Below are 22,737 nucleotides of genomic sequence, written 5' to 3'. Positions count from 1 at the left end.
TCATATAACCAAAGGAAGAACCCCATGAGGCGTTTCCTTTCCTTAGGGCTGCTGTGTCTGCTGCTGTTGGGCATCACGGTAACTGCCCAGGCGCAAACGGATTCCACCGCTGACACTACTGATGACCCCGCCGCGCTTGAGTTGCTAGAAGCACTGGACGCGAGCTCCTACCCGGCCAAAAGCGCAGCGATTGTCGCTATTTTGCAAAGTGATGATAAGCGCGCCCGCGACTGGCTACAGTCACTGTTGGATGGCCGCTTACAGCGCGCCGATGATGGTCGCTTTGTGGTAGTGCTCGATAACAGTGGCCGTGAGTGGCCGGTGGCTGATGCTTTAACCGGCGACCCACTCGGCGAAATGTCTCGCCGCGACTTAGACCGTATCGGTATTAATAATGCCCTGCGTAATCAGCTGCGCAGCGCGATTGCCGTGGTGGATCTTTACTCGCCAGACGTTGAACGCCGTCGCACCTCAGCCACTCGGCTATTAGGTGAAGTTGACGACGAGCTGGCCGAACCGCTCAGTGAGCTTATCGCTGAGGAAGAGGATGCTCAGGTGCAGCGCAGGCTGACCCAGGCATTAGCTATTTACCAAGTGGAGAACGGCCAACTAGAAGGTGTTGAAACGCTGCGTGGCAGCTTGCACCCACGTGTACGAGTAGCGCTTAGTCGGGCAGCTAATGGTGATGATCCGATTATTGCCGACGCCGCTAATGAGGCACTCGTCAGCATTGAACAAAATCTCAAAATAAACCGCGGTTTGGAAACCCTCTATTTTGGCTTGAGTTTGGGGTCTGTGTTAGTGCTTGCGGCGATTGGACTGGCGATCACCTTTGGTGTCATGGGCGTGATTAACATGGCCCACGGTGAGTTAATGATGCTAGGTGCCTACACCACCTGGGCAATGCAGCAGTTGCTACCCGGTCAACCGGGTCTGGCACTGCTCCTCTCGATCCCCGCAGGTTTTATGGTCGCAGCGCTGGCAGGGATCGCTATCGAGCGCGGCGTCATTCAGTTCCTGAAAGGCCGCCCACTGGAAACCTTGCTGGCCACCTTTGGTATCAGTTTGATTCTGCAGCAGCTGGTGCGCACCGGCATTTCGCCGCTTAACCGCACCGTGATTACCCCCGAGTGGATGAGTGGCTCATTAGTGGTTAACGATGCACTGTCGCTGACCCTTAACCGCATGTACGTGCTGGGTTTCGCACTGGTGGTGTTTGCCAGCCTAATGCTGATCATGCGCCGCACACGGTTAGGGCTTGAGGTGCGTGCCGTGACTCAGAACCGCGCCATGGCGCGCTCTATGGGTATTCGCGCTACCCGCGTGGACATCATGACCTTTGCATTAGGCTCCGGCGTCGCTGGTCTCGCCGGTGTTGCTCTTTCCCAGCTTACTAACGTTGGCCCCAACCTGGGTCAGAACTACATCATTGATTCTTTCATGGTGGTGGTGTTTGGCGGCGTGGGCAACTTGTGGGGAACGCTGGTCGCTGGCCTATCGCTAGGGGTCATCAACCAAGTGCTTGAGCCTTGGGCAGGGGCGGTACTGGCCAAAATTATCGTCCTGGTATTTATCATCCTATTCATTCAAAAACGCCCGCGTGGACTCTTCCCGCAGAAGGGCCGGGCTGCGGAGGGCTAAGCGATGTCATTAACGACGGAATCATCGACAAATTTTTGGCTAACACGCCCATTCAGCGAGCGCTCAACGCAGATCTTTCTTGGTGTGCTACTGGCCGCCTTGGCGCTAGTGACGATCTTGCACGTGGCAGTGCCGCCGGATAACCCGCTCCATGTGGGTGCCTACACCGTTAACCTGTTCGGTAAGTACCTAAGCTATGCGCTACTGGCGGTCGCTGTGGACTTGGTGTGGGGCTATTTGGGTATCTTAAGCCTGGGGCACGGCGCCTTTTTCGCCATTGGTGGTTACGCCATGGGCATGTATCTAATGCGTCAAATTGGTGAGCGCGGTACCTACGGCCACCCCGTATTGCCAGATTTTATGGTGTTTTTAAATTGGGACAGCCTGCCCTGGTACTGGCTAGGCTTTGATATGGCCTGGTTCGCTTTCGCCATGGTGCTGATAGCACCGGGCTTGTTAGCGCTGGTGTTTGGCTTTCTTGCCTTTCGGTCACGGGTGACCGGGGTCTATCTGTCGATTATTACCCAGGCGCTCACCTTTGCCTTAATGCTGGCGTTTTTCCGCAATGAGATGGGGTTTGGCGGTAATAACGGTTTAACCGATTTCCGCGAGTTGCTTGGCTACAATCTGCGCAGTAACGATACCCGGCTGGGATTGTTCCTGGCCACCGGTGTGGCGCTGGGGCTTGGCTACATTCTCTGCCGGGCGATTGTCACTAGTAAGTTGGGCCGGGTAAGTATTGCCACCCGTGATGCCGAAGCGCGCACGCGCTTTCTTGGCTATCGTGTCGAGCGCTTCCAGCTATTTGTGTTTGTAGTTTCTGCCATGCTGGCGGGTTTAGCCGGGGCACTCTATGTGCCCCAGGTAGGGATTATTAACCCCAGCGAGTTCTCGCCAATTTTCTCTATCGAGATTGTGCTATGGGTGGCTTTAGGTGGCCGTGCCACGCTGTATGGCGCGGTGATTGGGGCGATTCTCGTCAACTACGCTAAAACGGTGTTTACTGGCGTAATGCCGGATGCCTGGCTATTTGCGCTAGGGGCGATGTTTGTATTGGTGACGGTATTTCTGCCTAAGGGGGTGGCAGGTCTGTTTCGCCATCTCAAACGTAAGCAGCGTGCCACTAGCACACTCGCCGATAAGCCCAACAACACGCCCGAGGAGGTCTCCGCATGAGTTTTCTGCAATCACTCTCCCAGCGTGACCGGGTGTTTGACTTTATGGCACCGCAGGCTTCACCGGTGGATGTGCGCCATGGCCCCATTCTGTACCTGGAAGATGTCACGGTGAGCTTTGATGGTTTTAAGGCGATTAATAACCTGAATCTAACCATTGATGACGGCGAACTACGCTGCATTATCGGCCCCAATGGGGCGGGTAAAACCACCATGATGGGTATCATTACCGGCAAAACCCGGCCCAACAGCGGTAGCGTATGGTTTGGTAGCCGCCATAACCTGTTGCAAATGAACGAGCCGGAAATCGCCAGTTTGGGTATTGGTCGCAAGTTTCAAAAGCCTACCGTGTTTGAAGCGCTCTCAGTATTTGAAAACCTGGAGCTGGCCATGGCGGCGGACAAGCGTATCTTCCCTACGCTTACCGCTCGTATGACCGGCGAGATTAAAGACCGTATCGATGAAGTGCTGGAAACCATCGGTTTGGCTGCACTTCGCCATCAGCTCGCAGGCATTCTTTCTCATGGCCAAAAGCAGTGGTTAGAAATCGGCATGTTGTTAATGCAGCGCCCGCGTCTCCTATTGGTGGATGAACCCGTGGCGGGTATGACCGAGCAGGAGATGGAGCGCACCGCCGAACTCCTAACGGGGCTTGCCGGTAAGCAGTCAGTAGTGGTGGTGGAGCATGATATGGGCTTTGTGCGCTCCATTGCCCGCCAGGTAACGGTACTCCACCAGGGCAGTGTGCTGGCAGAAGGCACCATGGATCAGGTTGCCAGTGACCCCAAAGTGGTCGAGGTCTACCTGGGTGCCGATGACGAGGAGGCCGCCTAATGCTTGCGATTGAAAAGCTTAACCAGTTCTACGGCGAAAGCCACACCCTCTGGGATTTGGATCTCGACGTTCCCGAAGGCCAGTGCACCTGTGTTATGGGCCGTAACGGGGTGGGTAAAACCACCTTAATGAAGGCCATTATGGGTGAAGTGGCGGTGAAAAGCGGCCAGCTGCGCTATCAGAGTGGTGACGGCGAGATCGAGCTGACCAAAAAAGCCGTTGAAGCACGTTCGCGCTTAGGGATTGGTTTTGTACCCCAAGGGCGGCAGATATTTCCACTACTGACGGTGGAAGAGAATCTGCGCACCGGGCTTGCCGCCCGTCGCGACGGGCTGAGAAAAATTCCTGAGCGGATCTATGAGCTGTTCCCTGTACTTAAAGAGATGAAGCACCGTCGGGGCGGGGACCTCTCCGGTGGGCAGCAACAGCAGTTGGCCATTGGCCGTGCCCTGGTGATAGAGCCCAAACTGTTGATACTCGATGAACCGGGGGAGGGCATTCAGCCCAATATCGTGGCGCAAATCGGCCAGGTGATTCGTCAACTGATCAAAGAGGATGGCCTGACGGTATTACTTGTGGAGCAGAAGCTACCCTTTGCCCGTAAGTACGCCGACCGCTTTGTGATTATGGATCGAGGCCGCCCGGTGGCCAAAGGCGATATCAGTGAACTCTCCAATGAGCTGATCAAGCAGCACTTGACGGTTTAAGCCTTCACCCCACCTCTCTTCCCATACATATTCTTCTCCCATACACCTACCAACATGGTGGGTGTATAGGGCCTCCCTGAGCGCTGTGCGTTGGCAGCGCCTATTTCACGATATGAGATTACCCAGCCAAGTACTGTCTCTGGGGACAGAAGGCTAGGAATACTCCGAGTACCTGCTTGCTTCAGTACGCTTTAACAAAACAGCGAAGACTTTGTTGATTTTAGTGTCATTAACCTATGGCATGTTTTGTATTGCGGAATTGTGTTTTGAATATTGACTGAGGTGTGCGGTCATGTAAGAGTGCCTAGCAGAGTTTTTGGGCCGATACGCTGCGCAGTATCCCCAGGCTATTTGCGCACTGGCCTGGAGTCGGACGCCTCGGGTAATGCCACGGCTAGGTACGACTTCTGATGCCCATCTTTGTCCCTATCCCTATCGTCTCGTCGGCAGGGCAGTTTGTTTCGTCATACCTTATCCCAACTAGGTCTATGAGACCTTTTGCTACCCGGAGTAAGTCATGCTGGATATTTTCGAAGATTCCCTGACCTTGCCGGTGATCGGCTCGCCAATGTTTATCCTTTCTGGGCCTGAGCTGGTGTTAGCCCAGTGCCGCGCTGGCATCATTGGCGCTTTCCCTGCCCTCAATGCCCGACCTGCCGATCAACTGGCGGTCTGGCTAGCTCGCATCACCGAGGAGCTCGAGGCTGATCGTGCGGCGCACCCCGACCGCAAGATAGCGCCCTTCGCGGTCAATTTGATCGTGCACCCCACCAACGACCGCCTGGACCATGATCTAGCGCTCTGCGCCGAGTTTCGAGTGCCTCTGGTGATTACCAGCCTGCATGCGCCTGATCGAGTTGTGGAACGGGTGCATGCTTATGGTGGGAAAGTTTTTCATGACGTGACCACCCTGCGTCATGCCCGTAAGGCGCTTTCTTGTGGCGTGGATGGCCTGATCCTGGTCTGCAGCGGAGCCGGTGGCCATGGCGGTCGCTTGAACCCCTTCGCCTTTGTGAGTGAGGTGCGACGCCACTACGACGGGCCGCTGGCGTTGGCTGGAACCCTCAGCCGTGGCGAGCAGATCCTGGCGGTTCAGGCAATGGGTGCCGATCTGGCCTACATGGGGACTCGCTTCATCGCTAGCCATGAGGCCAATGCGGTAGCGCCCTACAAGCAGATGGTTATCGAGTCCCAGGCGGGCGATATTGTCTACAGTGATCTCTTTACCGGCGTTCATGGCAACTACCTGCGAGCCAGCATTGAGCGAGCGGGCCTCGATCCGGATGCGCTACCGTCGGGGGATAAGCAGCAGATGCGCTATGGCTCTTCTGGTGGTAGCAAGCCTAAGGCGTGGCGGGATATCTGGGGGGCTGGCCAGGGGGTAGGCGGGATCGACGCCATGCAGAGTGTTGCCGATATCGTCGATGAGCTGGAGCGCGACTATCGTGCGGCCCGGGAGCGTCTGGTGCTCTGATTGTTCTCGGTCTGATTGTTCCTGGTCTGATTGTTATCTGAACGGGGCGCCCGGTCTGCCATCGCTGTCAATGGCAGACCGGACGCTCCGTTCCCGGCCCTTACTGAGGCTTTAGAACTTCAAAGTTGCACCAGAACTTCAAAGTTGCACCACACAACGTTGCGTCACACAACTTCGAATAGGCCTGCTGCCCCCTGACCACCGCCGATACACATGGTCACTACCACGTACTTGGCGCCGCGTCGTTTGCCTTCGATCAGTGCATGGCCGGTGAGGCGTGCGCCGGAGACTCCGTAGGGGTGGCCGATGGAAATAGAGCCGCCGTTGACATTGAGCTTTTCCATGGGGATGCCTAGCTTGTCGCGGCAGTAAACTACCTGAGAGGCGAAGGCTTCATTGAGTTCCCAAAGGTCGATGTCATCCACGCTCAGGCCCTGACGCTTAAGCAGGCGGGGAATGGCATAGACGGGGCCGATGCCCATTTCGTCCGGTTCACAGCCGGCCACTGCAAAGCCGCGAAAGATGCCCATCGGTTCGATGTTGTGGCGCTGGGCGTAGGTGCCGTCCATGACTACGCAAACCGAGGCGCCATCTGAGAGCTGGCTGGCATTACCGGCGGTAACGAACTGGTCAGGGCCGCGTACCGGCTCTAGGCTGGCCAGGCCTTCTAGGGTCGTACCGGGACGATTGCACTCGTCGCGTTCCAGGGTGACATCACGTTTGCTGATTTCACCACTCTCTTTATCCTTCACCAACATGGTGGTAGTGAAGGGCACGATTTCGTCAGCGAAGCGGCCGGCTTCCTGAGCTGCGGCAGTGCGTTGCTGACTGGCGAGGGCGTACTCATCTTGGGCCTCGCGGCTAATAGCGTAGCGCTTCGCCACGATATCCGCCGTCTCGATCATCGAAAGGTAGAGCTCGGGCTTATGCTTCATCAACCACTCGTTACTGGCCCGAAACTGGTTAAGCTTGTCGTTCTGCACCAGGCTGATTGATTCAACCCCACCCGCGACCATCGCCGGGACCTTTTCGGATTGGATGCGCTGGGCGGCCAGGGCGATGGCCTGCAGGCCCGAGCTGCAGAAGCGATTAATCGAGAGTCCTGCGGTGGTAGCTGGCAGGCCTGCACGAATGGCAGCCAAGCGGGCCATGTTTTTACCCTGCGGGCCTTCATGGAAGGTAGCACCGAGGATGACGTCCTCGACCACACTGGGGTCGATTCCAGCGCGCTGTACAGCGTGCTGGATCACGTGGCCAGCGAGGTCGACGCTATGGGTGTTGTTCAGCGCACCACGGTAGGATTTGCCGAGCCCAGTACGGGCGGTGGAGACGATGACGGCGTCAGACATGAGGTGTTTCCTTAACAAGAGTGATAACAGAAAGGTGCCAAGCGAGTAAGCCGGGCAGAGAAAACGAGTGCCCGGTTGGCTTAGAGTTCGGCGAAGCGCTTGCCCTCGGCAACCAGCCGCTCAAGCAGTGGTGCAGGGCGCCACTGCTCTCCACCTGGCTGAGCATGGAAGCGGCGAATGCCGTCCAGAATCTGCTCAAGCCCCTGTTGGTCGGCCCAGAACATGGGGCCGCCACGGTAGGCAGGGAAGCCATAGCCGTAGATCCAGGTAATGTCGATATCCAGGGCGCGGGTGGCGATGCCTTCCTCAAGAATTTTGGCCCCCTCGTTGATCATCACGTACAGGCAGCGTTCGAGAATTTCCTGGTCATCAATAGCGCGTGCCGTGATGCCCTGTTCCTCACGGAACTGGCGAATCAGGGCTTCGACCTCTGGGTCTGGGATCGGCTTACGACTGCCTTCCTTGTAGCGATAGGTGCCAGCCTGGGTCTTTTGGCCAAAACGGCCCTGTTCGGCCAGCTTGTCCATCCAGGTTGGAGGCACCTCCTCGCCCGCTTTGCGTCGCTCCTGGCGGATGCGGTAGCCCACGTCGATACCCGCTAGGTCTGACATGGCGAACTGGCCCATGGGGAAGCCGAAATCGGTCAGCACCTTATCGACCTGCTGGGGCGTGGCGCCATCGTTGACCAGTTGGATCGCTTCGGCGCCGCGCCGATGGAGCATGCGATTGCCGACAAAACCGTAGCAGTTGCCTACCAGCACACCGACTTTCTTGATGCGCTTGGCGATAGCCATAACAGTAGCCTTGACCTCGTCGGAGGTCTTCTCTCCGCGCACGTTCTCAAGCAGCTTCATAACGTTGGCCGGGCTAAAGAAGTGCATGCCGACCACGTCTTCAGGGCGTCGGGTCGTTGAGGCGATCTCGTCGATGCTCAGGGTCGAGGTATTGGAAGCGAGAATCGCCCCAGGCTTACATACTTCATCAAGGCGGGAGAAAATCTGCTTCTTGATCGCCATGTCTTCGAACACCGCCTCGATCACCAAGTCGACGTCGGCCAGAGCGCTGTAGCTCAGAGTGGGCTCAATCAACGCCATGCGCTCTTCGACTTGAGTGGTAGTGAGGCGGCCCTTCCGAGCACTGTTCTCGTAGTTCTGGCGGATCATCGCTATGCCGCGATCCAGCGCCTCCTGCTGGGCTTCGAGCAGGCATACCGGGATGCCTACATTGGCGAAATTCATGGCGATACCGCCGCCCATGGTGCCGGCGCCGATGATACCGACCCGCTGGATGTCGCGCACTGGGGTATCGGTGGGAAGGTCCGGCACTTTGGCGACGTCACGCTCGGAAAAGAAGGCGTGAACCAGGCCTGCGCGTTGGGGAGACTCCATGCAGGCGAGGAATAGTTCCCGTTCACGTTTCAGCCCTTCCTCGAAGGGCAGCTGGAAGGCAGCCTCCACGGCATCCACGCACTTGAATGGGGAGAACAGGTTGCGTGCGCGCTGTTGCAGGGTAGTGCGAAATTGCTCGAAAACATCACTGTCTCGGCCGGTTTCCAGCTTACCTTCGAGGTCGCGTACGCGGCGGACTGGCCAGCCCTTGGTGATGGCCTGTTCGGCATAGGCCAACCCTTCAGCGGCGATATCGCTACTCTCCGTTACTGCGTCGACGATACCGTGCTCCAAGGCTTCGCTGGCGGAGAGGAAATCACCGCTGGTGATCATCTCCAGTGCCTTTTGGGCCCCGCACAGTCGTGGTAGACGCTGAGTACCTCCCGCCCCTGGTAATAGGCCTAGCTTTACTTCGGGAAGACCCACCTTGGCACTGGGTAGCGCGACACGGTAGTGGCAGCCCATGGCCAGCTCAAGTCCGCCGCCCAGAGCAGTGCCATGCAGGGCGACAATGATTGGCTTGGTGCTGTTCTCGAAAGCTTCAATAACGTCCGGCAGGCTGGGTTCCTGACGTGGCTTGCTGAATTCGCGGATATCAGCACCGGCGATGAAGGTGCGGCCCTCGCAGACCAGTAGTAGCGCCTCGGCCTCGTCATCAGCTTGCCCTTGCTTCACGGCCTCTAACAGGCCGCTACGCACGGCCTGACCAAGAGCGTTAACAGGAGGGTAGTTGACCGAAATGATGCCTACTTGACCCTTACGGGAATAACTCACGACCTCAGACATGATGCCTTCCTTTGTTATACATAATGGGGTTTGTTCATCTACGCCAAAATGGCGTCATGTTTTGAGCATACGCGAAGTTTTTGCAAAATAGCAATATTTGGAATTGGATTCTGCTGTGCGGTATATCGAATGGGCTCTGTCAAGCAAACTGGCACCTACCATGGCCATGGTAGATGCCAGAAGCATCGCCTATCGTGAGCTTACGATTCGCTCTTAAGGGTTTCGACGAAGAAAGTCTCCATGTCCTGAGCAAACTCCTCCGCTAGTTCCGAGGTGGATCCGAAGCTAGCTCCGATATCCCAGAGCTTGGACTCTCTGATGTGCTCAGGGAACTCATCCGCGTATTCCTGCCGGTATTCCTCATGACGGTAATCGAACATCACGCCCTCGTCGTTGAGGTACATGATCGGGAAGCGCGTTGCTTTCACCGCATCAGGTAGCTCGATCATCCCTTGGTTCGTGCGGTCGAATGAGTGTGCTGCGCCTGGCACCAAGCGCATGGAGGAGCGGTCGGTGTGCTGGGCGATGGCATTTTCGTAGGCTTGGCATTGGATTGGCGACACCCAATCATCCTGGTCGCCCATGAGGATACGCAGGTACGAGTCGCCGATATTGGGATGCCTAAACTGTGAACCACACCATGGGTAGGCAGAAAATATTGCGCGGAAACCTGCTTCTTCGCCAAGAATCGGATCGGCGAACTGGCGCATTGCGGCCTGTAGTACCGCATAACCACCACGGCTGAACCCAATGGCCCCAAGGGATTCGACATCGACATCATCGCGCTGCGCTAGGTAATTGTAGGCGGCGAACGTGTCGTAGATGGTAGCTGCCCAGCTTAGCCGATACTGGTCGTCCACGGTGCTTTCCAAGCCTCGGGGACCGAACGGATCAACTACGAAAGAACCGATACCGTGTGCCATTAACCTCTCGGCGTGGAGCACATCCTGGCCTGGCCGAACACCGGTGCTACCGGGGATGAAGACCACGACTGAATGGGGACCATCACCTTCTGGGAGATATAACTGGCCTTCAAGGTCAATCGATTCCCCTATGTTGCCAGCGATCATGTCGTGGCGTGTTGCTGGGTCAGCGCTTTGAAAACGCACAACCTCACCGGCGGCTCCGCTCGACAATGTCCAGCGTTCATCATCGAAGTTGCTGGCCTGGGCATGACTAGACCAAATGACGATACATGCTGTTGATATTGCGATGGCGGAGCATGTTTGCACAAGCGCTTTCCTCGCTGCTTGCTTGTGTGTCTTGTGGATACTTGGTGTTGGCGAAGCTGGAAGAATTCGCTCTGCGCTGACCTTGGGCATGCTGCTTTCCTTTGTTATGAAGGGAGCTCGTTATTGACGCCAACACGGCGCCATATCTTGAGCATACGGGAAGCTGTCATGAAAGAAAATATTTGGAATTTGGTTTTGCTGTGCGATATTTATTGAAGCCCGAATGCTTACCAAGCAAATGGGCAGCCAACATCCAACAGCCGCAATATGAGGGACTAAATCGATGACCATCTGGAAGGTAACACCAACGCTGGAGGTGCTGAAAGAACGTGCGCAAGGCACACTGATCGCTCATCTGGGGATTGAGTTTCTCGATATCGACGGGGAGTCTCTGCGCGCCAGAATGCCTGCCGATGAGCGAACCTTTCAGCCCTCAGTTTGAGATATGCGGTGGTATTGATGGTTTTGCAAAGCAAAACTGTATTCTGAATACTTGACGCTTTGAGTGAGAGCATGACAGATTGAATTGTTGCTGCAGGCGGCAGTATGGCTTGGTCTTGCGCAACCTATCTGGGGTGAAGGTGTGAAAGCGCTGCAGCCCCACTGCCATAAGAGGAGAAGGATAGTGGAATTATCGCAAGCAGGGTCACCGTCCAATGAACACGCGGCGACGGAATCGGCTGGCTTCCATGATCTGCTTGGCTACCGTCTGGTCAGCCTGCACGAGAATGAGGCGGTGATCGAACTGGTGCTTGAGTCCCGACACCTCAACCGTTCCGGCGTTGTTCACGGCGGTGTGCTTATGTCGCTGCTGGATATCGTCATGGCTGATGCTGGGCTGCAATGCCCGGACCCCGAGCGTGTGCGACGGGCGCTGACGCTATCGCTGACCACGACCTTCACCGGCCAGTGCAGCGGCGGGGTGATCCGTGCAATAGGCGTCAAGCGCGCCGGTGGGCGACGGATCTTCAATAGCTCTGGAGAGATCCGCGATCAGCAAGGGCAGCTGCTCGCCATGGGCGAGGGAACCTTCCGACTACGTTCGGGTAGCGAGGACGCTGTCTCGTAAGGTAGTGAATCCTTGATGCCAATTTCGATAATCACAAAAAAAGCACCATGTTTGAGCGCTCCAATCAGGCGATTGCTTGATCTTGGGTTTGACGAACCTCTGAACAAATAAAAACAGGAGATCGGGATTTCATGTTTACCCGTCATCATGCCGTATGGCCGAGAGGCCTTCCCAAGCAGTTGCGCCTTCCCGAGACCAGCCTGTTTACTAACCTGGAGATCTCGGCCCGGCGCTATCCGGATAAGCCAGCGATCATCTATTACGACACACGGATCACCTACACCGAGCTGTTGCGCGAGGTGGAGGCATTGGCTGGTTTCCTACAGGCTCAGGGCGTCGGCAAGGGGGAACCGGTGTTGCTGTATATGCAGAACTCACCGCAATTCATCATCGCCTATTACGCTATCCTGCGCGCTGATGCGATGGTGGTGCCGGTGAATCCGATGAACCAGACCGCGGAGCTTGAGCACTATGTGGCCGATACCGAGGCGGTGCTGTGTCTGTGTGGTCAGGAACTGGTGGGCCAGATCGTGCCCTTGGTGGGACGGGCCCAGCTCCGGCAGGTGATTGTTACCGCCTATGGTGACTACTTGTGGCAAGCGACGGACCTGCTTTTACCGGCGGAGGTTCAGGCCCCTATGCGAGCGCCCGACTTCGTCGGTGGCGTGGCCTGGCGAGAGGCGCTGGAAGCTGGCTACCTGCCGGGCGAGCATACCGCTGGACCCGACGACCTCTGCGTCATGCCTTACAGTTCGGGCACCACGGGCGCCCCGAAGGGCTGTGCCCATACGCATCGCTCGTCCATGGCTACTGCTCTGCACCGCAGCGTCTGGCTGCGGAATACCTGCGAGGAGGTCGTGCTGGCGACGCTGCCCTTCTTTCACGTCACCGGTATGCAGAGTGGTATGAACGCTCCCATCTACACTGGTGGAACGGCGGTGGTCATGACGCGCTGGGACCGTAGGGTGGCGGCGACGCTTATCCAGCGCTACCGCATCACCTCCTGGGGCAATATTGCCACCATGGCGATCGACTTTCTCTCCGATCCTGAAGTGGAGCGTTACGACCTTTCCAGCTTGCAGAGTATTGGCGGTGGTGGGGCGGCCATGCCTGAGGCCATCGAGGAGAAGCTGCGCCATCTGACCGGCCTGGCTTATGTCGAAGGCTATGGTCTCTCAGAAACCATCGCTGCGACTCATATTAATCCGCCGGAGCGCCCCAAGGCTCAATGCTTGGGTGTCCCTGTATTCGATGTTGATAGCCGGATCATTGATGTCGCCAGCGGGGAAGAGAAGGGCGTTAACGAGGTGGGCGAAATCGTCAGTCATGGCCCACAGATCTTTCAGGGCTACTGGAAGCGTCCCGAGGAGACTGTCCGCGCTTTCATTGAGCTGGGGGGCAAGCGCTTCTTCCGCACCGGAGATCTTGGCTACTACGACGAGGAAGGCTATTTCTTCCTGGTCGACAGGGTCAAGCGCATGATTAATGCTTCGGGCTTCAAGGTCTGGCCATCCGAAGTGGAAAGCTTGATGTACCGCCATCCGGCGATTCGTGAGTGCTGCGTCATCTCGACTCCTGATCCGCGCCGCGGCGAGGCAGTCAAGGCTTGCATCGTGCTACATGAGGAGGTCGAGGGGAGCGTGACTGAGCAGGAGGTCATCGACTGGTGCCAGCAGGAGATGGCTGCCTACAAGGTGCCAGCCCAGGTCGAGTTTATGAGCGACCTGCCGCGCACCTCCACCGGCAAGCTGATGTGGAGGGTGCTGCAGGATCAGGAGACGGCCAGACACGCTGGACATGGATCTGACCAGGCAGGCCCGGGGTAAGGCGTCAGTAACCCCGTGCGATATCGATAATACCGGTGATGGGCTCCCCCGCCTCTAAGGCCTGGATTTTGCCAGCGATCTGGTCGATGGTGGTTTCGCGCAGGGTGCGGGCGGAGATATGTGGCGTGATAGTCACTTCCGACATGCTCCAGAAAGGGTGTTCCGCCGGTAGTGGCTCCTGGCGGAAGACATCGAGCACCGCGCGGCTGACCTGCCCCTCTGCGATGCTGCGGCACAGGTCGTCGTCGACGAGGTGCTCGCCGCGCCCTACATTAATCACACAGGCCTGGGGCTTGAGCTTGGAGAGCAGGGTGTAGTCGATAAGGTCGCGGGTGGCGTCGGTTAGCGGCAGCGTGTTGATCAGCACGCGAGTCTCGCTTAGAAAGGCATCGAGCTGCGCGTCCCCGGCGAAACTGGTGACGCCCTCGATGGCGTGGGCGCTGCGAGCCCATCCGTAAACGGGATAGTCGAGCGCCGCCAGGGTCCGAGCGACCCGCTGGCCGATATGTCCCAATCCGAGTACGCCGATCGGCCATTCACTGCGCTGGATCGGACGGCGCAGTTTCCACTCCCCGGCGGCCTCCTGCTGGCGGAAGCCCTTCATTTCCCGGCTGGTCTCGATGACGTGATAGGCCACGTACTCGGCCATCTGCACCGACATGCCAGCATCCTCCAGACGTACCACGGGGAGCTCGCTTGGCAGGTTGGGCACCTTGAGCAGAGCATCGATACCCGCCCCCAGGTTGAAGATGGCCTTAAGGCCCCTTTCCTTCTCAAACAGGGCGGCCGGGGGCTGCCAGACGATGGCGTAATCGGCGTGCCAGACCGGCATGTCAGGATCCCAGACGCGGATCTCGGCATCCGGGAGGCAGGCTTGGATTAGATTTGTCCAGCGCTCGGGTTTGGGGGCTTTTGCGACAAACAGGATTTTCATGCCATGGCCTCTTGTTGAGAAATGCGCAGTACAACTTTTTTGCTGGCCGTCTTATCGGAGGGTGAGTCCGTGGACGGCATGGCGATGGGCTCTTTGTTCTGTACTGCGGAACTGTATTTTGATTTTTGTTGCTATCGAAGATACAGGAAGAACTCGGGGTGGGCAATCGTCCCCGGTTCTGGCGCCGCTGTCGGTCGGCAGATAAGGCAAAGGTTGGGGCGATCTGTTATGCGAGAGGGAGCGCCAGAGGGCGCTCGTCGTCTTATCTGAGGTCGTCGCGAATCTGTTGGGCCAGATCCTTGAGTCGAGGGCCGAGGTTCTCGACCAGGATACGGTGACTGAGGCGTAGGGAGGAGCCGCCGCAGTTGATGGCCAGCACCTCGGCACCATCTTCTAGAACCAAGGGGAGAGCAACACCACTGATTTCTCTTTGCCACTCCCCCTCGGACAGGCAGAAGCCGTAGGTCGCGTACTCTTCGAGGGCCTTGTGAATCCCCTGCTCCAGGCGGGGCCAGTCGCTGGGGTGTTCACTGCGTAGTCTTTCCAATAATTGCTCACGCTGCTGCGCAGAGATGCCGCATAGCCAGGCACGTCCCATCGCCGAAATAGCGATGGGCAGCCGAGAGCCCACGTCGAGGCGCATGATCAAGGGACCGCTGCCGTGGCAGGTCTCGATATAGGTCATGTCGTTGCGGTCGGCGGCGCCTAGGCTGACGTTGCAGTCGGTGGCATCGGCAAGTCGTTGCAAGTGGGGGCGGGCGATCTCGCGGATGCCCTGATTCCCCAGGTAGCGGTAACCGAGCGCCAGGGTGCCGGGGCCGAGCCGATACTTCTCCAAGCGTGGGTTGCGCTTGAGGTAGCCGAGCTGGGTCAAGGTATGAGTCAGGCGCGACACCGTCGGGCGGGGGATCCCCGTACGCTGAGAGAGTTCTGCATTGCCGAGGTACTCCTCACCGGCGCCGAAGGAGCGCAGTAGCTCCAACCCGCGGGCCAGGGCGGTGACAAAGTTACGATCCTTGGCCGCTGATTCCTGATCGTCATCACGGTGGGGAGGTTGAGGCATGGGCTGGACTCCGGGGCCATGGGTCTGAGTGGAATTTAGTATCGCATATCTCGATGCAGGGATGGTAGGAGATCCGCCCATTTGCCAGCCTCTCGGGGCTGTCGCCGTGGCTGAACAAGTAATATCTGCTGGGGCATCAGCTGGAGCATAGGTCATACGACGAGCAGTTGAGCTTGACGTTGGAGAGAACTCCTCCTACCGTTGCCTATGTATATCAAAATAAGGTTCCGCAATGCAAAATTGATTTTATATAGATTCTGAAGATCAGGGGCGCTGGAAAGAGCGCTAGATTACCGGTACGAATCAGTGGGCCTTTAACAAAAAGATATAATGAGGTGTGGGTGATGCGAGAACTCAATAAGGTGATGTTCGTTGGTGCGATGGGGGCTTTGTTCTTGGGCAGTACGTTGGCAAGCATGACCGCTGGCGCGGCTGAGATCGAATTGCCCAGTACCCTGGCCTGGTCGGCCTATCCCACAGGCACGTCGGGCTACAGCCAGGCGGTGGGAATCGGCAGTGTGCTGCAGAACCACTATGGTGTGAATCTGCGTGTCCTGCCGGGTCGCAACGATGTTTCTCGTCTCCACCCCTTGAGGAGCGGGCGAGTCGACTTTGCCGCCTCGGGTTCTGAGGCGGCCTATGCGCAGGAGGGGATGTATGACTTCAGTGTACGTGACTGGGGGCCACAGCCTGTGCGCGTTGCGCTATGGAACATCTCCGATGGCTGCTCCTTCACCTTTGCTACGGCCGCTGATGCTGGCATCGAGAACGCTGAAGATCTACGTGGCAAACGTCTGACCTATGTCCAGGGGGCGCCCTCGTTGAACAACGCCTCCGCAGCGCTGCTCTCCTATGCCAATATGACCTGGGACGATGTTGAACGGGTCGAGGTTAGCGGCTATCCGGGGTCGATCGAGGCGATCATCGAGGGCCGCGCCGATGCTGCGGGCGGTTCCTGCAACTCGGCTTCCTTCCTGCGTGTTGAGTCGAGCCCCAGGGGCTTGAAGTTCGCCGCCTTCCCGCATGACGATGAGGAGGCCGTGCAACGGGTACGCTCCGGCTTGCCCTGGTACGTGCCACATGTGGCGGTGCAGGGACCGACTATCGATCCCGAAGCAGGCATTGAGGTCTTCACTTCACCGTATCCGATGCTTATCACCATGGCGGATCAGGAAGAGACCCTGGTCTACAGCATGACCAAGGCCATGATGGAGCACTATGACGATTACAAGGACAGCGCTCCCGGCGCCGAGGGGTGGGCCCTGGACCGTCAGGGCCTGGAGACCACCTTCGTTCCCTTCCATGACGGGACGGTACGTTACTTCCAGGAGATTGGTATTTGGACTGAGGCGGCTGAGGATAACCAGCAGCAGAACCTCAAGCGTCAAGAGATCTTGCAAGCCGCGTGGCAAGAGTTCATTGAGGATGCCCCTCGCGATGGCTACGCCTTCAGGGCCGCATGGAGGGAGACCCGTGATGGAGTGGTCGAGGCGAATGGGCTGATCACGATCCCTGAACGCTGGTAGTCGACTGGGCCTGCCTGCACTGGGGCCCGCCTCATTCATTACCACTAGGTTATCCATTATGGCCTATCAGCAGGACTCTCAGCAGGACTCTCCACGCCCCGAATCTCCAATAATCTCCGCTCAGGAGGGTGACGACCTCGAGGCAAAATATGCTGTGCGTTACCGCCGCCTCGCACGCCCCTGGCGCATCGCGATAATGATGATGGTCAGCACTCTGATCGTGCTGGCCATCAACCAGATCTTCAATCTCGGATTCCTGATTGGCGAGGTGATGCAAGATGCGCGTTACCTCTATATCTACGCTGGCCTGATCCTGTCGATGGTGTTCATCTACTTCCCGGCCACTCGGCGCTCTGCCATTGATCGGGTGGCTTGGTATGACATGGTGATCATCGCCGTGATCGCGGCGATGTTCAGTTACTATGCCTGGAATACGGAACGCATCATCTTCGAGGCTTGGGAGTATGCTGCTCCCGATCTAGGCATCTGGCTCTCCTTGGCGACCTGGTCGGTCGTGCTCGAAGCGGGGCGCCGTACCGGAGGATGGCCGATCTTCGTCATCGTGCTGGTCTGCTCCCTCTATCCCCTCTATGCCGATCGAATGCCGGATGTTATCTCTGGCGTTAGCATGGGACTGGGGGAAGCCGCTACCTTCCATGTCATGAGCGAAGAGAGCCTGTTCGGTATTCCCATGCGGGTGGCGGCTCTGTTGCTCTTCGGCTTCCTGCTCTTCGGGGTGTCCCTTCAGCATACTGGCGCGGGCAGCTTCTTTATCAATCTGGCCTTTGCATTGCTGGGCAAAACCCGCGGTGGGCCTGCCAAGGTCGCCATCTTCTCCAGCGGTCTGATGGGCTCCATGAGCGGCGGCCCGGTCACCAATGTGCTGACCACCGGCCCTTTGTCGATTCCAGCGATGCGCCGCATCGGCTTCTCGCGAGGGTATGCCGCCGGTGTCGAGGCCTGTGCCTCCACCGGTGGTGTGTTGATGCCTCCGATCATGGGGGCTACGGCCTTCGTGATGGCCAGTTTTTTGGGAGTCAACTATGCCACGGTGGCGATCGCGGCGAGCATCCCGTCGCTGCTCTACTTTTTCGGCCTGTTTATGCAGATCGATGCCTATGCGGCACGCCATCAGCTGCATGGTTTGCCGGAGAAAGAGTTGCCGCGCCTGGGCGATGTGTTCAAGGAGGGCTGGTACTTTCTCTTCGTCTTCGCCCTGCTGGTCTGGATGTTGATCTTCATGCAGCGTGAGGCGACGGCACCTTTCTATGCCACGGCGCTGCTGTTGGTGATCAACCAGTTCACCCGGCACCGTTGGTCGTTCAAGGAGTTGGGGCAGTATCTGCAGAGTATTGGCGGCATTCTCGCCGAACTTGGTGGCATCCTGGCGGCAATTGGCCTGATCATTGGTGCTCTCCAGGTCACTGGCATGGCTGGCACCCTGACCAATGACCTGGTCTACCTGGCTGGCGACAGTGTTCTGATTCTGTTGGTGATGGGAGCCCTGACCAGTTTCGTGCTGGGAATCGGCATGACAGTAACCGCCGCTTATATCTTCCTGGCGATTATCTTGGCGCCGGCGCTGATCCGGGCCGGGCTCGATCCTCTGGCGTCGCATATGTTCATCATGTACTGGGGTATGTTGAGCTTCATCACACCTCCGGTGGCGCTGGCCGCCTTCGTCGCCGCTAGTGTGGCCAAGGTCTCGGCCATGCGCGCTGGTTTCGAGGCTATGCGGCTGGGCACTATCATCTATTTCATTCCCTTCTTCTTCGTCTTCAACCCGGCGCTGCTGATGCAGGGCTCAGTGGTCGAGATCTTCACTGTACTAGTGACCGCCCTGCTTGGGGTTTGGCTGCTATCGGCGGCGCTGCAGGGCTACCTGATCGGTATCGGTCAACTGGGCTACGGCGCGCTCGGTTGGGTTGCGCGTGTCTTGGTACTGGGCGGCGGCCTGCTATTGGCGGCCCCAGGGGGCGGTATGCTGGGGGTTGGGCATGGCACTCTGGCTGCCTCGGCCCTGACGCTAGTGGCTCTCGGCGCCTTAATCGTCCTGGGGCAACGCAAGGCGACGGGAGAGGCCTTACACTTCACGCTCTGACGTCTCTACTTTCTTTCCCCTCCACCCTGGTAACTATTGAATGGTAACTATTGAAGGGTAACTATTGACGTGACCCGAGCCGCCCAAGCGGCCCGGGTCTTTTATGCTGGGATAGTAGGCGAGCAATAAACGAAAATACCATTAGCGGCGCTGACGAAAGGCCTGGACCCGTTCTTGGAAGTCGGGGGCACTCTTGCAGTGATCCTGCAACTGGCCCTCCAGACGCATAGTCTCCTGTAGGGTGAGTTGGCTTGCTTCACGCAGGGCGTGCTTGGTAGCAGCAAGTGCCGTGGGTGAGCGGGATGCCAGCTCCTGGGCAAGCTGCCGGGCCTCAGCCAGTTCTTCACCGTCATTGACGACCCGGTTGGCGAGCCCTAGCGACAGGCATTGTGCGGCGTCGATGGGCGTGGCCATGGCTGTCAGCTCGAAGGCCCGGGCGTGGCCCAGACGGTGTGCTAGGTGCCAGCAGGCACCGCCATCGGGGATCAATCCAATATTGATGAACGCTAGCTTTAGGTAGGCAGACTTGCCCATCACCACCAGATCGCTGGCCAGCACATAGGAGACGCCGATACCAGCCGCTGCGCCACTGACGGCAGCAATCACCGGTTTATCCATTGCCACCATAGCGTTTAGCGCCGGCTCGAAGAGGGTGGCTAGGCGTTCACTGGCCAGACGCTGGTTGCCGGTGTCGAATTCACCGAGGTCAGCCCCGGCACAGAATGCCTGCCCTAGGCCATACAGAATCACGCAACGCACTGTGGGATCCTGTGCGAGCGCTTGCAGGCGCTCGCACAGGGCGATGGCAGTGACCTCGTTCAGGGCGTTTCTCACTTCGGGGCGTGCCAGGCCGAGCTCGACAATACCAAGCTCGATACGATGTTCCACAAGCCCGCTACTGGTGCTGGGTGGGGACATTATATGCTCCATTTTGATAGTTGGGTCTAGCGCCAGTGATGGCTGGCACTGCCGTCCAGAGATACTTTCGAGCCTTTCATTACCGCTCGCGCTTGGTGAAATAATGAAGACGACTTATATAGCTGTCAATATGTCGAAATAAAATACCGCAATGCGGAATAATGGCGGGCAAGACAATGAATCTGAGAGCTGAGAGTGGTCGCGCTCAGTAGAAGCAATACCTGACGGTTTAAGTTATCCACAGCCGGTTTATGCGCCCGCCTCATTTTTTATTCATCATAAAGGCGGGCGCATGGTTTAAACCCTAGGGTTTACATTGGGCGTTTGGCAAATTGCCTAAGTGACTATAAAAACCAAACGTCATCGTCGTGATGTTTAGAAGTCCAATGTAGCCGAAAGCATGAAGGTGCGCGGCGCGCCCAGGGCTAAGCTGGACAGTAGTGGCATTCCCCAATACGCCTTGTTCGTTACATTATTGATATTTGCCCGCAACGTTAGCGGATGGCTGGAAATATTGGTGGTATAGCGTGCGCCAACATCATAAATCGTGTGCCCTGGCACAGAGAGTGAGTTGTCGGCATTGATATATTGCTCGGACATGGCGGTGGCGTTGGCCATCAGTGTCAAGCCTTGTGACGCGGGTACATCCCATTCTGTGCCGAGCTTGGCTTGTAGGTCGGGTATGCCGGTAGCCTGATTGCCTTGATTGATGCCGCCTGCGGTTTGGGTGAGTTTAGGATCAACATAAGCGATCCCGCCCATCAAGCGCATGCTGGGTAAGGGGGAGCCAAAAAAGCTCCATTCCGCGCCCCGGTTGCGCTGCTCACCGCCGAAGGAGAAAATGTTGGTAACGGGGTCGGTATAGCTGCTGGGGCGTGTGATCTCATACAAGCTGAATGTATGAGCAAATTCGCCAAGATCAAGTTTGACTCCGATCTCTTTTTGTCTGGTCTTGTAGGGCTCAAACACTTCTCCTGCGTTAGCCGCAGTTATCGGCGCCGTGGCCCCCTGGCTTAGCCCCTCAATGTAGTTGGCGTATAAGGAAACATTGTCCGTGGCGTTGATTAGCAGTGCAGTGGCTGGTGTGATAGCACTCTCATCATAGCGGGATGTACGTGCTCCGGTCGTGACACTATAAGTATCGCTAACCACTTCCTGGCGGCGGACACCGATCGTCAGATGTACCCGGTCCTCGGCAAAGGAGAGAGTATCCGCCAAGCCGTAGCTATTCAGACGTAACTCCGTTTTGGAGATGTGCGGCGTGATGAACTCGGCTGCCGGTCCCCAAGTGGGATTATATAAATTGGTGGTCCAATCCGCGCCTGGCACCGTTCTGCGGCCATAGTCATTTTGTTGCTGTTCGTAATGGGTGGCATTTATGGTCAATTGATGGCCTATACCACCGGTCTGAAAGCTGCTTTGCAATCCTACTTCTGAGGATGTTTTGTCCACATCGAAAGCCAGTTGCCCAATGCTGGTTCGGTAATTACCCGCTGTGTCGAGAACTTGGGCTGACATCGCGCCATTGTATGAGTAGTTCGTCTCGCTGGTGCCGAGAGCAGCATAGGCCATGATTTCGTCGGTAAAATCAAACTCACCGCGAATGATCGCGCCTTTATCCCGTGTTTCGGCAAATGCCCAGTCGGGGTTAATCAGGGTGTTTGGCTTAGGCGGATGAGGCACGGCTAAGCCGGGGGCTAAGTTAATACCGCGTGTTGGGCCGTCTACACGGTCGTCGGCACTGTATAGATCTGCGGAAAGCCGCAAGCGTTCGCTACGCCAATCCAGCCCCAGGGAACCCATTTGAACTTCCGACTCTTGCTGGTTAATAGCTCCCTCCCCATCCCGGTAGACGCCGTTAAAACGAATGCCAAGCTGCTGTTCTTCGCCTAATCGACGTCCCACATCGATGTGTCCGCCGAATTGTGCGTCGGACATATAGGTTGTTGTTAAGCGCGTCAGGGGTTCGTCGCCTGCGCGCTTGGGTACTAAGTTGATAGCGCCGCCCACAGAGCCGCCTGGGGGCATGCCGTTGAGCAGTGCTGAGGGGCCTTTGAGTACCTCGATACGCTCAAACATCTCCGGCGAGGTGCGGTAATACGGTGCCATACCGTGAAGGCCTCCTAGGGTGACGTCGCTGGTGCTGGAGCTAAATCCGCGTATGGAATAGTTTTCGCTCCATGCGCCGGTAACACCGTTGCTGAATACGGAGGGGTCGGTGGCAGCAATCACATCGGTAATACTTCTGGCTTGTTGGTTCTCTATGAAACTGTCTGTATAGCTGATCACGCTGAATGGCGTTTCCATGAAGTCCTTGTCGCCCAAGAACCCTACGCGGCTGCCGTAAGTTACCTGACCACCAGCGTAAGCGTTGGCCGCTGAGGCAGCTTCTCCCTGCACCGTGACAGGTGCCAGTGTGATAACACCTCCAGCTGTCTGAGTAACCGGGGTTGCCGATGCATTCGAGCCATGCGGCGTTGCTACTGACTCAGCCTCCATTTGTGCCAGCGCCGGTGTAGCCAACGCCACTACTGTGCTTGCGCTCAAGGCTAACTGTAGCGTTCTCTTCGCTACCGTTTGGTGGCTGATTTCAAAGGCGGAATATAGGCGCGACATCTGTGGTATAGGACGTGCAGTGAGCAGGTTGTAGGAGTGTCTGGTCATGCTGGGTTCCTTTTGTGTGAGACAGGGGGGAGCTTTCACCGTGCCTCGCA

General features: G+C 57.4%; 17 protein-coding genes. 10 read left to right on the top strand and 7 right to left on the bottom strand.

Annotation, left to right across the window (positions count from 1 at the left end; genetic code table 11):
- Positions 1-24 precede the first annotated feature (24 nt).
- The 5 genes from urtB to CPA45_RS08310 all read left to right on the top strand — a co-directional run bounded on the left by urtB (position 25) and on the right by CPA45_RS08310 (position 5,831).
- Positions 25-1,641, top strand: coding sequence for an urea ABC transporter permease subunit UrtB (urtB, locus tag CPA45_RS08330; RefSeq protein WP_096651098.1), 1,617 nt, complete (start codon positions 25-27; stop codon positions 1,639-1,641).
- A gap of 3 nt (positions 1,642-1,644) precedes the next feature.
- Positions 1,645-2,817 carry an urea ABC transporter permease subunit UrtC gene (gene urtC, locus CPA45_RS08325; protein WP_096651097.1) on the top strand — a complete coding sequence of 391 codons (1,173 nt, stop codon included), beginning with the start codon at positions 1,645-1,647 and terminating at the stop codon, positions 2,815-2,817.
- Positions 2,814-3,650, top strand: coding sequence for an urea ABC transporter ATP-binding protein UrtD (gene urtD / locus CPA45_RS08320; protein ID WP_096651096.1), 837 nt, complete (start codon positions 2,814-2,816; stop codon positions 3,648-3,650). Before urtC ends, urtD begins: the two co-directional genes overlap by 4 nt.
- Entirely contained in the window at positions 3,650-4,357 is a 708-nt protein-coding gene (urtE, locus tag CPA45_RS08315) for an urea ABC transporter ATP-binding subunit UrtE (RefSeq protein WP_096651095.1), read from the top strand. The genes urtD and urtE overlap by 1 nt, the downstream gene beginning before the upstream one ends.
- A gap of 517 nt (positions 4,358-4,874) precedes the next feature.
- Positions 4,875-5,831 carry an NAD(P)H-dependent flavin oxidoreductase gene (locus CPA45_RS08310; RefSeq protein ID WP_096651094.1) on the top strand — a complete coding sequence of 319 codons (957 nt, stop codon included), beginning with the start codon at positions 4,875-4,877 and terminating at the stop codon, positions 5,829-5,831.
- 164 nt (positions 5,832-5,995) lie between these two features.
- Here the strand turns inward: CPA45_RS08310 and CPA45_RS08305 are convergent, their stop codons facing one another.
- The 3 genes from CPA45_RS08305 to CPA45_RS08295 all read right to left on the bottom strand — a co-directional run bounded on the left by CPA45_RS08305 (position 5,996) and on the right by CPA45_RS08295 (position 10,676).
- Positions 5,996-7,180 carry an acetyl-CoA C-acyltransferase gene (locus CPA45_RS08305; protein WP_096651093.1) on the bottom strand — a complete coding sequence of 395 codons (1,185 nt, stop codon included), beginning with the start codon at positions 7,178-7,180 and terminating at the stop codon, positions 5,996-5,998.
- A gap of 80 nt (positions 7,181-7,260) precedes the next feature.
- Entirely contained in the window at positions 7,261-9,354 is a 2,094-nt protein-coding gene (locus CPA45_RS08300) for a 3-hydroxyacyl-CoA dehydrogenase NAD-binding domain-containing protein (RefSeq protein ID WP_096651092.1), read from the bottom strand.
- 200 nt (positions 9,355-9,554) lie between these two features.
- The gene (locus CPA45_RS08295; protein ID WP_096651091.1) at positions 9,555-10,676 is read right to left on the bottom strand and encodes a dienelactone hydrolase family protein; all 1,122 of its coding nucleotides are present in this window, start codon (positions 10,674-10,676) and stop codon (positions 9,555-9,557) included.
- 193 nt (positions 10,677-10,869) lie between these two features.
- On the opposite strand from CPA45_RS08295, the gene CPA45_RS22825 reads away from it, so the two are divergent.
- The 3 genes from CPA45_RS22825 to CPA45_RS08285 all read left to right on the top strand — a co-directional run bounded on the left by CPA45_RS22825 (position 10,870) and on the right by CPA45_RS08285 (position 13,481).
- Positions 10,870-11,028 carry a hotdog family protein gene (locus CPA45_RS22825; RefSeq protein ID WP_165771526.1) on the top strand — a complete coding sequence of 53 codons (159 nt, stop codon included), beginning with the start codon at positions 10,870-10,872 and terminating at the stop codon, positions 11,026-11,028.
- A gap of 141 nt (positions 11,029-11,169) precedes the next feature.
- On the top strand, positions 11,170-11,655 hold the full coding sequence (locus CPA45_RS08290) for a PaaI family thioesterase (RefSeq protein ID WP_340640131.1): 486 nt from the start codon (positions 11,170-11,172) through the stop codon (positions 11,653-11,655).
- 131 nt (positions 11,656-11,786) lie between these two features.
- Positions 11,787-13,481: a long-chain fatty acid--CoA ligase gene (locus CPA45_RS08285; protein WP_096651089.1), complete on the top strand. Its 1,695-nt coding sequence runs from the start codon at positions 11,787-11,789 to the stop codon at positions 13,479-13,481.
- A 4-nt stretch (positions 13,482-13,485) separates the two neighbouring features.
- Here CPA45_RS08285 and CPA45_RS08280 read toward each other — a convergent pair whose 3' ends face one another.
- Both CPA45_RS08280 and CPA45_RS08275 read right to left on the bottom strand, forming a co-directional pair.
- The gene (locus tag CPA45_RS08280) at positions 13,486-14,415 is read right to left on the bottom strand and encodes a 2-hydroxyacid dehydrogenase (protein WP_096651088.1); all 930 of its coding nucleotides are present in this window, start codon (positions 14,413-14,415) and stop codon (positions 13,486-13,488) included.
- A gap of 262 nt (positions 14,416-14,677) precedes the next feature.
- Positions 14,678-15,478 carry an IclR family transcriptional regulator gene (locus CPA45_RS08275; RefSeq protein WP_078089396.1) on the bottom strand — a complete coding sequence of 267 codons (801 nt, stop codon included), beginning with the start codon at positions 15,476-15,478 and terminating at the stop codon, positions 14,678-14,680.
- 344 nt (positions 15,479-15,822) lie between these two features.
- On the opposite strand from CPA45_RS08275, the gene CPA45_RS08270 reads away from it, so the two are divergent.
- Together CPA45_RS08270 and CPA45_RS08265 are read left to right on the top strand one after the other, a co-directional pair.
- The gene (locus tag CPA45_RS08270; protein WP_096651087.1) at positions 15,823-17,004 is read left to right on the top strand and encodes a TAXI family TRAP transporter solute-binding subunit; all 1,182 of its coding nucleotides are present in this window, start codon (positions 15,823-15,825) and stop codon (positions 17,002-17,004) included.
- A gap of 58 nt (positions 17,005-17,062) precedes the next feature.
- Complete coding sequence (locus CPA45_RS08265; RefSeq protein WP_096651086.1) at positions 17,063-19,105, top strand: TRAP transporter permease; 2,043 nt, start codon at positions 17,063-17,065, stop codon at positions 19,103-19,105.
- Positions 19,106-19,246: 141 nt separating this feature from the next.
- On the opposite strand, the gene CPA45_RS08260 is transcribed toward CPA45_RS08265, so the two are convergent.
- Together CPA45_RS08260 and CPA45_RS08255 are read right to left on the bottom strand one after the other, a co-directional pair.
- The gene (locus CPA45_RS08260) at positions 19,247-20,023 is read right to left on the bottom strand and encodes an enoyl-CoA hydratase/isomerase family protein (RefSeq protein WP_096651085.1); all 777 of its coding nucleotides are present in this window, start codon (positions 20,021-20,023) and stop codon (positions 19,247-19,249) included.
- A gap of 375 nt (positions 20,024-20,398) precedes the next feature.
- Positions 20,399-22,687, bottom strand: coding sequence for a TonB-dependent receptor (locus CPA45_RS08255; RefSeq protein WP_279628804.1), 2,289 nt, complete (start codon positions 22,685-22,687; stop codon positions 20,399-20,401).
- Between the last annotated feature and the right edge of the window lie 50 nt (positions 22,688-22,737).

The sequence above is a fragment of the Vreelandella nigrificans genome, from assembly GCF_002374315.1.
GTDB classification, from domain to species: domain Bacteria; phylum Pseudomonadota; class Gammaproteobacteria; order Pseudomonadales; family Halomonadaceae; genus Vreelandella; species Vreelandella nigrificans.
The sequence above is the reverse complement of the archived record's forward strand: the minus strand, read 5'-3'. Positions and strand labels throughout refer to the sequence as shown.

Coding starts and splice junctions, on each gene's coding strand:
- CPA45_RS08310 (WP_096651094.1), top strand. CDS start 4,875: ATGCTGGATATTTTCGAAGATTCCCTGACCTTGCCGGTGATCGGCTCG.
- CPA45_RS08275 (WP_078089396.1), bottom strand. CDS start 15,478: ATGCCTCAACCTCCCCACCGTGATGACGATCAGGAATCAGCGGCCAAG.
- CPA45_RS08285 (WP_096651089.1), top strand. CDS start 11,787: ATGTTTACCCGTCATCATGCCGTATGGCCGAGAGGCCTTCCCAAGCAG.
- CPA45_RS08280 (WP_096651088.1), bottom strand. CDS start 14,415: ATGAAAATCCTGTTTGTCGCAAAAGCCCCCAAACCCGAGCGCTGGACA.
- urtB (WP_096651098.1), top strand. CDS start 25: ATGAGGCGTTTCCTTTCCTTAGGGCTGCTGTGTCTGCTGCTGTTGGGC.
- CPA45_RS08300 (WP_096651092.1), bottom strand. CDS start 9,354: ATGTCTGAGGTCGTGAGTTATTCCCGTAAGGGTCAAGTAGGCATCATT.
- CPA45_RS08305 (WP_096651093.1), bottom strand. CDS start 7,180: ATGTCTGACGCCGTCATCGTCTCCACCGCCCGTACTGGGCTCGGCAAA.
- CPA45_RS08265 (WP_096651086.1), top strand. CDS start 17,063: ATGGCCTATCAGCAGGACTCTCAGCAGGACTCTCCACGCCCCGAATCT.
- CPA45_RS08255 (WP_279628804.1), bottom strand. CDS start 22,687: ATGACCAGACACTCCTACAACCTGCTCACTGCACGTCCTATACCACAG.
- urtE (WP_096651095.1), top strand. CDS start 3,650: ATGCTTGCGATTGAAAAGCTTAACCAGTTCTACGGCGAAAGCCACACC.
- urtD (WP_096651096.1), top strand. CDS start 2,814: ATGAGTTTTCTGCAATCACTCTCCCAGCGTGACCGGGTGTTTGACTTT.
- CPA45_RS08270 (WP_096651087.1), top strand. CDS start 15,823: ATGCGAGAACTCAATAAGGTGATGTTCGTTGGTGCGATGGGGGCTTTG.
- CPA45_RS08295 (WP_096651091.1), bottom strand. CDS start 10,676: ATGCCCAAGGTCAGCGCAGAGCGAATTCTTCCAGCTTCGCCAACACCA.
- CPA45_RS22825 (WP_165771526.1), top strand. CDS start 10,870: ATGACCATCTGGAAGGTAACACCAACGCTGGAGGTGCTGAAAGAACGT.
- CPA45_RS08260 (WP_096651085.1), bottom strand. CDS start 20,023: ATGTCCCCACCCAGCACCAGTAGCGGGCTTGTGGAACATCGTATCGAG.
- urtC (WP_096651097.1), top strand. CDS start 1,645: ATGTCATTAACGACGGAATCATCGACAAATTTTTGGCTAACACGCCCA.